Below are 12,246 nucleotides of genomic sequence, written 5' to 3'. Positions count from 1 at the left end.
TCAGACGCTGACCAGGCTGAGCAGGTGGCCGTCTTGAAGGCAGAACTGGCCCTGCAGCTCGCTGCCCTGTTGCCACTCGGGTGACAGGTCGGTGAGCAGGCGCAGGCGGGCCAGGCCCTCGGCCGACCATTCCAGCACTTCGGCGTGCTCAAAATAGAAACGCTGGCGGGTTAGCGGGTATAGGGTTTTGAACAGGCTTTCCTTGAGCGAGAAGGTCAGGGTCACTGCCAGGCCGAGCTGGTTGCGGTCCAAGCGCTCAAGTTCTGCTGGCGTGAGGATTTCGGCCATCAGGCGCTCGGCGCGTTCGTCATCCAGCAGTGACTCCTGATCCAGGCCCAGGCCGCGGCAACTGCCCTGGCCCGCGACAATGGCAGCGGCCCAGCCTTTGCCGTGGGTGATCGAGCCGTGGATGCCGGCAGGCCAGATGGGCGAGCGGTCTTCATGGGTGCCTGGCACATAGTCGCGGCCGTCAAGGTGTTGCAGTGCGGCGCGGGCGCAGACACGGCCGGCCAGGTACTCGGCCTGGCGCTTGGCCACCGAGCGTTGCAGGCTGGCGCTTTGTGCAATGCCGGCGCGCTGGAAGTCGTCGGCAGCCAGGTGGGCGGGGTCGAAGGCGCAACTGACCAGGACGGCGCCCGGCAGCGGCCGAGGCAGGGGCCAGTGGTGCTGGAGTGGGGCGCAGCAAGTGGGGAGTCTGTTCATGGGCGCTATTGTGCCAGCCGCGACGGATGTGTGGGAGCGGCCTTGCGTCGCGATGGGCCGCAAAGCGGCCCCGGCGATCGTTACTTGAACACTTTCTTGAAGAACGCCTGCATATCCGCCCACGCGCTTTCATCGGCGGCCTTGTTGTAACCAATGTCCGGCCCGCCATGCTCGCCATGGCTCAAGCGGTCGGCATCGGGGTTGGTGAAGCCATGCTTGGCCCCGGGGATGCTGACGAACTGATAATTGACCTTGGCCGCGTCCATTTCCGCCTTGAACGCGGTGACCTGCTCCTCGGTGACCATGCTGTCCGCCGCGCCGTGTTCAACCAGTATGTCGGCCCTGACCACGCCAGGCTTGGCCGGTGTCTGGGTGGCCAGCGCGCCATGAAAACTCACCACGCCATCGAGCTTCTCTCCCCGACGTGCCGCATCGAGTACCACCTTGCCACCGAAGCAGTAACCCACGGCGCCCAGTTGATGCTTGTTGACGTTCGGCTGCTTTTTCAGCAGTTCGAGGCCGGCGTCGAAACGCGCCGCCGCCGCGGCCGGGTCCTTCATCGCTTCGGCCATGAATGCCTGGGCATCCTGCGGATGCTCGGTGTGCTTGCCATCGCCGTACATGTCGATGGCCATCGCCTTGTAGCCCAGCGCAGCCAAGTCTCGTGCGCGACGCTTGGCATAGTCGTTCAGGCCCCACCATTCGTGCACCACGACGATGCCTGGGCGCTTGTCGTCCAGCGCATCGTCGTAGGCGTAGTAGCCGACGAGGCGGTTGCCGTCGTCGTCCTGGTAGGGGATCTCGCGGGTCACTACTGCCGCCTGGGCGAGGGCGGCGCTGCACATCAGGGTCAGGGCTAGCAGGGCACGCATGTTTACAACTCCTTGTCTTGCGGACAGTTCGTTCAGCCGTGGTTCAGTCAGGGTTCAGTCACGGTTCAGGGTGCCTTCCTTACTCTAGCTTCCAGACCGAAACAGCGCATCCAACTGGAGTACGAAGCCTTGAAAACCATCAATACCTTGCTCGCCGCCATGGCCGTCTGCGCCGCTGGCATCACCACCGCCCAGGCCGCCGACGACACCTTCGCCAGCCTGACCTATGGCCAGACCAGCGACAAAGTCCGCAAGTCCGGCCTGCTGCAGCGCAACACCGACCACCTGAACGCCGACGGCATCATCGGCAAGGACGACACCTGGGGTGTACGTGTGGGCAAAATCAACGACCAGGGTCGCTACTACATGACCTACGACAACGTCTCGGGCGACCACAGCGGCCTCAAGCTGCGCCAGGAAAACCTGCTGGGCAGCTATGACCTGTTCCTGCCGGTGGGCGACACCACCAAACTGTTCGGCGGTGGCAGCCTGGGCATGACCAAGCTGACCCAGGACTCCCCAGGTGCCAGCCGTGATACCGACTATGGCTACGCCGTGGGCCTGCAGGCAGGCGTGATCCAGGAAATCACCGACAAGGCTTCGGTGGAGTTGGGCTACCGTTACCTGCGCACCAATGCCGCTACTGAGGTTGGCGCCAGTGGCGGGCCCAAGGACGGCACCCTGCGCCTGACCAGCAGCGCGCAGACTTACCTGTCGGCCAACTACAAGTTCTGAGGTAGTTGTTATCCTGTACCGGCCGCTTCGCAGCACAAGGCTGCTCCAGGCGCAGAGATCGCCCGATGGAGCAGCCTTGTGCTGCGAAGAGGCCGGCACAGGCCATAAAAAAAGGAGCTGCACATGAAACTGCTGGTGGTCGAGGACGAAGCGCTGCTTCGCCATCACCTCTACACCCGCCTGGGCGAAAGCGGCCACGTGGTCCAGGCCGTCGCCGACGCCGAAGAGGCGCTGTACCAAGCCGAGCAGTACCACTTCGACCTGGCCGTGATCGACCTGGGGCTGCCCGGCATGAGCGGCCTGGAACTGATCGGCCGCCTGCGCAGCCAGGACAAGACTTTCCCCATCCTCATCCTGACCGCCCGTGGCAACTGGCAGGACAAGGTCGAAGGCCTGGCCGCCGGTGCCGACGACTACCTGGTCAAACCCTTTCAGTTCGAAGAGCTCGAAGCGCGCCTCAACGCCCTGTTGCGCCGCTCCAGCGGGTTTACCCAGTCGACCATTGCCGCAGGGCCACTGGTACTCGACCTCAACCGCAAACAGGCGGCCCTGGACGATCAGCCCCTGGCCCTGACCGCCTACGAATACCGCATCCTCGAATACCTCATGCGCCATCATCAGCAGGTGGTGGCCAAGGACCGTCTGATGGAGCAGCTCTACCCAGGCGATGAAGAACGGGACCCCAATGTCATCGAGGTGCTGGTCGGGCGCCTGCGCCGCAAGCTGGAGGGTGAGCAGGGGTTCAAACCCATCGACACGGTGCGCGGGCTGGGTTACCTGTTCACCGAGCGCTGCCGATGATCCGCTCCCTGCGGGTGCGCCTGATGCTGGCCGCCGCAGTGCTGGCGCTGCTGTTCATGCTGGCGCTGCTGCCTGCCTTGCAGAAGGCGTTCAGCCTGGCCCTGCAGGAGTCCATCGAGCAACGCCTGGCCTCGGACGTGACCACGCTGATCTCCGCCGCCCGCATTGAGCACGGCCAGTTGCAGATGCCCACCCTGTTGCCGGACGAGCGCTACAACCTGCCCTACACCGGCCTGCTGGGTTATATCTTCGACCGCGACGGTAACCTGGTGTGGCAGTCACGGGCCACTGCAGACCAGAACATCAACTACCGGCCCCGCTATGACGGCCGTGGCAACGAATTCGCCCGCACCCATCAGGCCAATGGCGATGAGTTCTTCGTCTATGACGTCGAGATCAAGCTGCTCGGCGGCCAGAGCGCGGCCTACAGCATCGTTGCGCTGCAGCCGGTGCGCGAGTACCAGCACACCCTCGATGGCCTGCGCGAAAAGCTCTACCTGGGGTTTGGCGCCGCGCTGCTGGCGCTGCTGGTGCTGCTCTGGGCCGGCTTGACCTGGGGGCTGCGTTCGCTGCGGCGGTTGAGCCGGGAGCTGGACGAGGTCGAGGCGGGGGCACGGGACGGCTTGAGCGGCGAGCACCCGCGTGAACTGCTGCGCCTGACCGGTTCGTTGAACCGTCTGCTGCACAGCGAACGTGAGCAGCGTCAGCGCTATCGCGACTCGTTGGACGACCTGGCGCACAGCCTCAAGACACCGTTGGCGGTGTTGCAGGGGGTCGGCGAGAGCCTGCGCCAGCGCAGCGGCGAGCGCGAACAGGCGCGGGTGCTGCAGAGCCAGATCGAACGCATGAGCCAGCAGATCGACTATCAACTGCAGCGCGCCAGTTTGCGCAAGAGCGGCCTGGTGCGCCACAGCGTGCTGCTCAAGCCGCTGCTCGACAGCTTGTGCAGCACGCTGGCCAAAGTCTATCGGGATAAGCGTGTCAGCGTCGCACTGGAGATCCCCGAGGCCGCGCAGGTACCAATGGAGCAGGGCGCCTTGCTGGAGCTGCTTGGCAACCTGCTGGAGAACGCCTACCGGCTGAGCCTGGGCCAGGTGCGGGTAAGCCTGGAAGAGGCGCCAGGGCAACTGACGCTGTGCATTGAAGACGATGGGCCGGGGGTACCGGCCGATCAGCGCGAGCGCATTCTGGAGCGTGGTGAGCGGCTGGACAGCCAGCACCCGGGGCAGGGCATCGGGCTGGCGGTGGTCAAGGACATCGTCGACAGCTATGACGCCGGCTTGAGTTTGGGCGATTCGCCGCTGGGTGGTGCAGCGTTCCGGATCACCTTCAAGCTGGATTGATCTGCAGCCAGTAGCGGCCCATGATGGGCGGATTCCCGCCATCCGCCCTTGTACAAATCCCGCCACCGGGCGGAAATCCGCCAGCCTTCCTCAGCTTTTTCGCCCTGTCGTTGGGCAATGACCCCTAGCAAACAGTGCCTTTGCACCCTTCATGGGCAATTTGGCATTGCCCTTGCTATTGATCCTGGCAGAGGCCTGCCCAGGCAGCTCGAACACAACGACAAATCCCTCCATGTGCAGGAGGGTTAGCGATTCAGGTGCCTTCGCCCTGGGAAGGGTGAAACCGGCACACTTGAGGAAATTAGCCATGACGACACGTCAGCCGCTGTACAAATCCCTGTATGTCCAGGTGTTGGTCGCCATCACCATCGGCATCCTGCTCGGCCACTTCTACCCGGAAACCGGCGTCGCCCTCAAACCCCTGGGTGACGGGTTCGTCAAACTGATCAAGATGGTCATCGCCCCGATCATCTTCTGCACCGTGGTCAGCGGCATCGCCGGCATGCAGAGCATGAAGTCGGTAGGCAAGACCGGCGGCTACGCGCTCCTGTACTTTGAAATCGTTTCCACCATCGCCCTGATCATTGGCCTTGTCGTCGTCAACGTGGTCAAGCCAGGCGCTGGCATGCACATCGACGTCTCCACCCTGAACGCCAGCAGCGTGGCCGCCTACGCCGCCGCCGGCGCGCAGCAGACCACCGTTGGCTTCCTGCTCAACATCATCCCCAACACCGTGGTCGGTGCCTTCGCCAACGGCGACATCCTGCAAGTGCTGATGTTCTCGGTGATCTTCGGTTTCGCCCTGCACCGCCTGGGCAGCTATGGCAAGCCGGTGCTCGACCTGATCGACCGCTTCGCCCATGTCATGTTCAACATCATCAACATGATCATGAAACTGGCCCCGGTCGGTGCCTTCGGCGCCATGGCCTTCACCATCGGCCAGTACGGTGTGGGTTCGCTGGTGCAGCTGGGCTACCTGATGGCCTGCTTCTACGTGACCTGCCTGCTGTTCGTCCTGGTGGTCCTCGGTGGTATCTGCCGCGCCCACGGCTTCAGCGTCATCAAGCTGATCCGCTACATCCGCGAAGAGCTGATGATCGTGCTGGGCACTTCCTCCTCCGAGTCCGCCTTGCCACGCATGCTGGCCAAGATGGAGCGTCTGGGTGCGAAGAAATCCGTGGTTGGCCTGGTGATCCCGACCGGTTACTCGTTCAACCTGGACGGCACCTCGATCTACCTGACCATGGCTGCCGTGTTCATCGCCCAGGCGACTGACACCACCATGGACATCACCCACCAGATCACCCTGCTGCTGGTGCTGCTGGTGGCCTCCAAAGGTGCTGCAGGCGTGACCGGTTCGGGCTTCATCGTGCTGGCCGCTACCCTGTCGGCTGTTGGCCACCTGCCGGTTGCCGGCCTGGCGCTGATCCTGGGTATTGACCGCTTCATGTCCGAAGCCCGCGCCCTGACCAACCTGGTCGGTAACGCCGTTGCTACCGTGGTCGTGGCCAAGTGGGTCAACGAAATGGACGACGACAAGCTGGCATCGGAACTGGCATCCGGCGGCGCACCGCTGGAAGATACTCGCCCGACCGACGACCTCGGCGTGGCTGAAGGCCCGGCTCGCTGATCGCGCGCTGAAATGAAAAAGGCGACCTTCGGGTCGCCTTTTTTGTAGCTGCTTGGATCAACGGTCGAGGACCACTTCCAGCACGCGGATCTGTTCCGGTTGCGGATAGTGCCAGCGCACCTGCACATCCCAGAACTTCACCCCGTATACCCGCTCCGGTGCGGGTACCTGATACGCCGGTCGAGGGTCCTGTCCCAGGCACTGCTCGATCAGCTCCACCAGGGGTTCACCCAGGCGCAGGGCATGCTCGCGGGCCTGGGGCAGGGCATTGTCGTGCCACGCTACGGCGATTGCGGCAGGTGCTTCGCTGGCCATCTGGTTACGGGCGCCGGCAATGCTGTCGGCGTACGGTACGTAGGGCTTGATATCCAGCACCGGGGTGCCATCGAGCAAGTCGATCCCGGAAAGCAGCAGGCGCCCCGGCTCGACGCCCTCCAGGCGTACCACCGACTGGCCGATACCGTTGGGCCGGTGGGTGGCACGGGTGGCGAACACCCCCATGCTCTTGTTGCCGCCCAGGCGAGGTGGGCGCACTTTCAGGCGTGGCGTGTCTTCCAGGGCCTGGTGGAACAGAAACAGCAGCCACACATGGCTGACCTGTTCCAGGCCCGCCACGGCATCACCCTGGTCGAACGGTGGCAGCAACTCCAGCACACCACGCGCCGCAGGTGCCAGCTGTGGCTGGCGCGGGATGGCGAACTTTTCCTTGAAGCAGGAGCGGACGATGCCGACCGGTGAAACCGTATGCTGCATGGCCACTCAGCCGCGCACGCGCAGGGTCAGGCCCTTGAGGAAGTTGCGCAGCAGTTGGTCGCCGCAGGGCCGGTAGTTGTCATGGCCGACCTTACGGAACAGGGCGCTGAGCTCGGGCTTGGAGACCGGGAAGTTGACCGACTTGAGTATTACGTGCAGGTCTTCTTCCTTGAGCTCGAATGCGACCCGCAGCTTTTTCAGAATGGTGTTGTTGGTCACCGGCAGTTCGACCGGCTGTGCAGGGCGGCTGTCGTCCTTGCCACGGCGGTGGATCACCAGGCCATCAAGAAAGTGCGCCATGACCGGGTCGGGGCAGCGCACGAAACCTGGCTCTTCCTCTTTCTTGAGGTAGTTGGCCAAGGCCTCGGCGGTGACGTCCAGGCCAGACAGCTTGATGATGCCGACCATTTTGGCATCGTTGATCTTGAGCATGTAGCGCAGGCTGCGCAGTACATCGTTGTGGTTCATTTGACTCGAATCCTGTTCTGAGCCGCGCGATCCGGCGCGGCGGTATTGCTTAGAAGCGTTCGCTGGAGGCCATGTAACGCCACTGTCCCAGTGGCAGCTTGCCCATGGACACACCGCCCAGGCGAATGCGGCGCATGCTGATTATCTGCAGGCGCAGGCTGGCGCACAGCTCGGAAATTTGCCCCGGTTGCGGGTTTTTCAAGGCCAGGCGCAGGTGGGTCTCGTTCTGCCAGCTGGCTTTGGCCTTGGGCAGCTCCCGGTCATTGCGCATGACACCACGAGCCAGGCGTTCCAGCGCCTGTGGCGTGGCTTCGCCGCTGACTTCGATGATGTATTCCTGCTCCAGGCGACGCAGGTCGGCGTCGATCTTGCGGGAAACCCGCCAATCCTGGGTGAACACCTGCAGGCCGCTGGCGCCGCGCTCCAGCGGGGCAATGCAGGACAACTTGGTGAAGTGCCCATGCAGGGGGCGTACCCCTTCACGGTGCGCCTCGCTGAGGCTGTCCATGGTCATGCTGATACGTGCCGACTCGGTGTCCAGGCCGGCAGGCTGGTTGAGCAGGAGGGTCACGGGCTCAAGGTTCTCGGCACGCGCGCCGGGCAGCAGCGCGACCTGCTGGCCTTCAACCTTGAACTGCGGCTGCTCGACCACCACGCCATCGACCGTGACCCAGCCGCCTTCGATATACAGCTCGGCTTCGCGGCGGGAGCAGCCGAACTGCTCGATAAGGCGTTTGGACAGGCGGACGGGCTCAGACATGACGACGATTCGCAAAGGCAGGGAAAGGCCGTCATTGTACCTGCCTGAACGGCCGAAGGGCTGGGAATCTGTGTCATTTACGCCGTTTTGGCGAGAGAGCACGGCAGCCGGGTCAGGCCTCTGCGCGGATCAGTCGCAGGTGCAGCAAGGGGTAGGGCTGCCCCAGCCCATCGGTCTCTGAACGGCCGACTACCTCAAAACCTTCGTGCAGATAGAACCCCAAGGCTTGGGGGTTCTGTTCGTTGACGTCCAGGCGTTCGGCATTGAGCTCCTTGATGGCATAGTGCAGCAGCCGCTTGCCAATGCCCTTGCCGCGCCAGGCGGGCGCGACGAACAGCATGTCCACCTGCCGCTTGGACACCCCGGCAAAGCCCTGGATACGCTGGTGTCGGTCCTTGCAACAGATCAGCATGACCGCGTCGAGGTACTGGCGCAGTACATGCTCGCGAAGCAGGACGATGTAGGCATCAGGCAGGAAGTCGTGGGTCGCGCGCACTGAGTCTTCCCAAACCTGAGTCAGTTCGGGGTAATCGCTCAGGTGTGGTGTTTGTAGCGTCGAGACCTGGACCATCCGCGTATTCCTCCTGTGGATTGAGGAAAACATAGATGCAAAAGCCAGAAGTGGCCTGGGAGATGTTGGGGCTGCTTTGCAGCCCCCGGCATTACAAAGGTGATGCGTCGATCAGACAGGCTCAGCCCACATGTCGTACTCGTCGGCATCCACCACCCGGCAACGCACTTTGTCGCCCGGTTTGAAACCGTGGTCGCCATCGATGAACACGCTGCCGTCGATCTCCGGTGCATCGAAGAAGCTGCGGCCAACCGAACCTTGCTCCTCGACTTCGTCGATCAGTACTTCGATCTCCTTGCCGATGCGCAGTTGCAGGCGGGCGCTGCTAATGGCCTGCTGATGCGCCATGAAGCGGTCCCAGCGGTCCTGCTTGACGTCATCTGGCACTTCGTCCAGGCCCAGGTCATTGGCCGGGGCGCCTTCGACAGGCGAATACTGGAAGCAGCCGACGCGGTCGAGCTGGGCTTCGGTCAGCCAGTCGAGCAGGTACTGGAAGTCTTCTTCGGTCTCGCCGGGGAAGCCGACGATGAAGGTCGAACGGATCACCAGCTCAGGGCACTGCTCGCGCCAGTTCTTGATGCGCGCCAGGGTGCGGTCTTCGAAGGCCGGGCGCTTCATCGACTTGAGCACCTTGGGGCTGGCGTGCTGGAAGGGGATATCCAGGTACGGCAGGATCTTGCCGGCGGCCATCAGCGGGATCACGTCGTCGACGTTCGGGTACGGGTACACATAGTGCAGGCGCACCCAGGCGCCCAGGCTGCTCAGCGCTTCGCACAGCTCGAGCATGCGGGTCTTGACCGGGCGGCCGTTCCAGAAGTCAGTCTTGTACTTGACGTCGACGCCGTAGGCGCTGGTGTCCTGGGAAATTACCAGGATCTCCTTGACGCCCGCCTTGACCAGGCGCTCGGCCTCGCTCAGCACTTCACCCACCGGGCGGCTGACCAGCTTGCCGCGCATCGACGGGATGATGCAGAAGCTGCAGCTGTGGTTGCAGCCTTCGGAAATCTTCAGGTACGCATAGTGGCGCGGGGTCAGCTTGATGCCCTGTGGCGGCACCAGGTCGATCAGCGGGTTGTGGTCCTGGCGCGGCGGTACCACTTCGTGCACGGCGTTGACCACCTGCTCGTACTGCTGCGGGCCGGTAACCGACAGCACGCTTGGGTGCACATCACGGATGCTGCCTTCCTCGACACCCATGCAGCCGGTGACGATGACCTTGCCGTTTTCCTTGATCGCTTCGCCGATCACTTCGAGCGACTCGGCCTTGGCGCTGTCGATGAAGCCGCAGGTGTTGACCACCACCACGTCGGCGTCCTCGTAAGTAGGCACGACTTCATAACCTTCCATGCGCAGCTGGGTCAGAATGCGCTCGGAATCGACCAGGGCTTTAGGGCAACCCAGGCTTACGAAACCTACCTTAGGAGTGGCGGGAGTGGTGGACATGACTAACCTCGGTATTGAATACAGGTCGCCCGGCCGGAAACGGGGGCGATCTTGACGGGCGCTTTTTGGCGCCTCTGATCAAAAAGTGCGCAATTCTAGCGAGCGTAAGGTCGCTTGACTAGCAGAAATACGACGAACGCTGCGCTATGCTTCGCGCCGTTGCGCCTAGGCATCTGCCATGCCCAGGCGCGGGGGTGAATTCTATCGGCCCAGAGGGCCGTCTGCGGGAGTGGTCGATGGTTCAGGCAAGCAGTCATGCCGAAGGCGGACACGAGGGAAAGCAGGGCGCGACGCGGTCGCTGGGCCTACTCGTGGCGGCTGTCGGGGTGGTTTATGGCGATATCGGCACCAGCCCGCTGTATACACTCAAGGAAGTCTTTACCGGTGGCTATGGAGTGCCGGTCAACCATGACGGCGTGCTGGGGATCCTGTCGCTGATCCTCTGGTCGCTGCTGTGGGTGGTGTCGTTCAAGTACGTGATGTTCATCCTGCGTGCCGACAACCAAGGCGAGGGTGGCACCATGGCGCTTACCGCACTGGCGCGGCGGGCCACGGCGGCCCATCCGCGGCTGCGTACATTGATGGTTATCTGCGGGTTGATTGGTGCTTCGCTGTTCTATGGCGACAGCATGATCACCCCGGCAGTGTCGGTGCTGTCGGCTGTAGAGGGCATGGGCCTGGCCTTCGACGGCATCGATCACTGGGTGGTCCCGATCTCGCTGGTGGTGCTGGTGGCGCTGTTCCTGGTGCAGAAGCATGGCACCGAGAAGATCGGCAAGTTGTTTGGCCCGATCATGGTGGCCTGGTTCGTGGTGCTGGGGGCCTTGGGGGTGCATGGCATCTCGCAGAGCCCGGAAGTGCTCAGGGCGTTCAACCCAGGCTGGGCGGTGAACTTCTTCATCGTTCATCCCGGCATGGGGGTGGCCATTCTCGGCGCCGTAGTGCTGGCGCTGACCGGTGCCGAGGCGCTGTACGCCGACATGGGCCACTTCGGCCGTAAACCCATCGCCCGCGCCTGGTTCGCCCTGGTGCTGCCGGCGCTGGTGCTCAACTATTTTGGCCAGGGCGCAATGCTGCTGCAAAACCCGGAGGCGGCGCGCAACCCCTTCTACTTGCTGGCACCCTCCTGGGCATTGCTGCCGTTGGTGGGGTTGGCGACCATGGCCACGGTGATTGCTTCGCAAGCGGTGATTTCCGGGGCGTTCTCCCTGACCCGTCAGGCGATTCAGCTGGGGTACATACCGCGCATGCAGATCCAGCACACCTCCAGCGATGAGCAGGGGCAGATCTACATCGGTGCGGTGAACTGGACGCTGATGGTCGGCGTGGTGCTGCTGGTCATTGGTTTCGAGTCTTCCGGGGCCCTGGCCGCGGCGTACGGTGTGGCGGTCACCGGCACCATGCTGATGACCACGATTCTGGTGTCGGCGGTGATGCTGCTGCTATGGAAGTGGCCCCCGGTGCTGGCGGTGCCGATTCTGCTGGGCTTTCTGTTCGTGGATGGGCTGTTCTTCGCTGCCAACGTGCCGAAGATCGTGCAGGGCGGGGCCTTCCCGGTACTGGCGGGCGGCGTTCTTTACTTGTTGATGAGCACCTGGAAGCGCGGCAAGCAGATCCTCGTCGAGCGTATCGATGAGGGTGCGCTGCCGCTGCCGGTATTCATCAGCAGCATCCGCATACAACCGCCGCACCGGGTCGAAGGCACAGCGGTGTTCCTGACTGCGCGGCCGGACGCCGTACCCCATGCGCTGTTGCACAACATGCTGCACAACCAGGTGCTGCACAGTCAGGTGGTGCTGCTGACGGTGGTCAGCGAGGACCGGCCACGGGTGCCGGAGCAGGAGCGCTTCGAGGTGGAAGCCTATGGCGACGGGTTCTTCCGCGTCCTGTTGCATTTTGGCTTCATGGACGAGCCGGACGTGCCGGCGGCCTTGAAGCTGTGCCATCTGGAGGACCTGGATTTCAGCCCGATGCGCACGACCTACTTCCTCAGCCGCGAAACAGTGATTGCTTCGCGGCTGGAGGGCATGTCGCGCTGGCGCGGAAATCTGTTCGCGTTCTTGCTCAAGAATGCCAACGGCAATCTGCGGTTCTTCAATCTGCCGTTGAACCGGGTGATCGAACTGGGCACCCAGGTCGAGATCTGATCCGCAGCCTGATGGGCCTGG

Annotated in this window: 12 protein-coding genes; 5 read left to right on the top strand and 7 right to left on the bottom strand. The window is 63.3% G+C overall.

Features of this window, described 5'->3' with window-relative positions:
* Window positions 1-702 carry a 4'-phosphopantetheinyl transferase family protein gene (locus tag ACSSU5_RS04645; protein WP_264311942.1) on the bottom strand — a complete coding sequence of 234 codons (702 nt, stop codon included), beginning with the start codon at window positions 700-702 and terminating at the stop codon, window positions 1-3.
* 80 nt (window positions 703-782) lie between these two features.
* On the bottom strand, window positions 783-1,574 hold the full coding sequence (locus ACSSU5_RS04640; protein ID WP_264311943.1) for a dienelactone hydrolase family protein: 792 nt from the start codon (window positions 1,572-1,574) through the stop codon (window positions 783-785).
* A 129-nt stretch (window positions 1,575-1,703) separates the two neighbouring features.
* On the opposite strand from ACSSU5_RS04640, the gene ACSSU5_RS04635 reads away from it, so the two are divergent.
* The 4 genes from ACSSU5_RS04635 (at window position 1,704) to ACSSU5_RS04620 (ending at window position 6,083) form a co-directional block, all read left to right on the top strand.
* Window positions 1,704-2,309 (top strand): hypothetical protein, encoded by a 606-nt coding sequence (locus ACSSU5_RS04635; RefSeq protein WP_492560695.1) that lies wholly within the window; start codon window positions 1,704-1,706, stop codon window positions 2,307-2,309.
* Between the two features lie 123 nt (window positions 2,310-2,432).
* Window positions 2,433-3,110: a response regulator gene (locus ACSSU5_RS04630; RefSeq protein ID WP_264311945.1), complete on the top strand. Its 678-nt coding sequence runs from the start codon at window positions 2,433-2,435 to the stop codon at window positions 3,108-3,110.
* Window positions 3,107-4,453, top strand: coding sequence for an ATP-binding protein (locus tag ACSSU5_RS04625; protein WP_264311946.1), 1,347 nt, complete (start codon window positions 3,107-3,109; stop codon window positions 4,451-4,453). Before ACSSU5_RS04630 ends, ACSSU5_RS04625 begins: the two co-directional genes overlap by 4 nt.
* Window positions 4,454-4,760: 307 nt before the next feature.
* A complete protein-coding gene (locus tag ACSSU5_RS04620; RefSeq protein ID WP_264311947.1) occupies window positions 4,761-6,083 on the top strand; it encodes a dicarboxylate/amino acid:cation symporter in 1,323 nt (440 codons plus the stop codon).
* A gap of 57 nt (window positions 6,084-6,140) precedes the next feature.
* Here ACSSU5_RS04620 and tsaA read toward each other — a convergent pair whose 3' ends face one another.
* The 5 genes from tsaA to rimO all read right to left on the bottom strand — a co-directional run bounded on the left by tsaA (window position 6,141) and on the right by rimO (window position 10,078).
* A complete protein-coding gene (tsaA, locus tag ACSSU5_RS04615) occupies window positions 6,141-6,836 on the bottom strand; it encodes a tRNA (N6-threonylcarbamoyladenosine(37)-N6)-methyltransferase TrmO (RefSeq protein ID WP_492560694.1) in 696 nt (231 codons plus the stop codon).
* Between the two features lie 6 nt (window positions 6,837-6,842).
* Window positions 6,843-7,304: a YehS family protein gene (locus ACSSU5_RS04610; RefSeq protein ID WP_492560693.1), complete on the bottom strand. Its 462-nt coding sequence runs from the start codon at window positions 7,302-7,304 to the stop codon at window positions 6,843-6,845.
* A gap of 49 nt (window positions 7,305-7,353) precedes the next feature.
* Window positions 7,354-8,064: an rRNA pseudouridine synthase gene (locus ACSSU5_RS04605; protein WP_264311950.1), complete on the bottom strand. Its 711-nt coding sequence runs from the start codon at window positions 8,062-8,064 to the stop codon at window positions 7,354-7,356.
* 112 nt (window positions 8,065-8,176) lie between these two features.
* Window positions 8,177-8,635, bottom strand: coding sequence for a GNAT family N-acetyltransferase (locus tag ACSSU5_RS04600; protein ID WP_264311951.1), 459 nt, complete (start codon window positions 8,633-8,635; stop codon window positions 8,177-8,179).
* Window positions 8,636-8,746: 111 nt separating this feature from the next.
* The gene (rimO, locus tag ACSSU5_RS04595) at window positions 8,747-10,078 is read right to left on the bottom strand and encodes a 30S ribosomal protein S12 methylthiotransferase RimO (protein ID WP_264311952.1); all 1,332 of its coding nucleotides are present in this window, start codon (window positions 10,076-10,078) and stop codon (window positions 8,747-8,749) included.
* A 236-nt stretch (window positions 10,079-10,314) separates the two neighbouring features.
* Here rimO and ACSSU5_RS04590 point away from each other — a divergent pair, with 236 nt between their 5' ends.
* A complete protein-coding gene (locus ACSSU5_RS04590; protein WP_264311953.1) occupies window positions 10,315-12,225 on the top strand; it encodes a potassium transporter Kup in 1,911 nt (636 codons plus the stop codon).
* The last annotated feature ends 21 nt before the right edge of the window (window positions 12,226-12,246 follow it).

Source organism: Pseudomonas sp. E1MeOHC2 (assembly GCF_058745025.1).
This window is presented reverse-complemented; position numbering and strand designations above follow the sequence as displayed.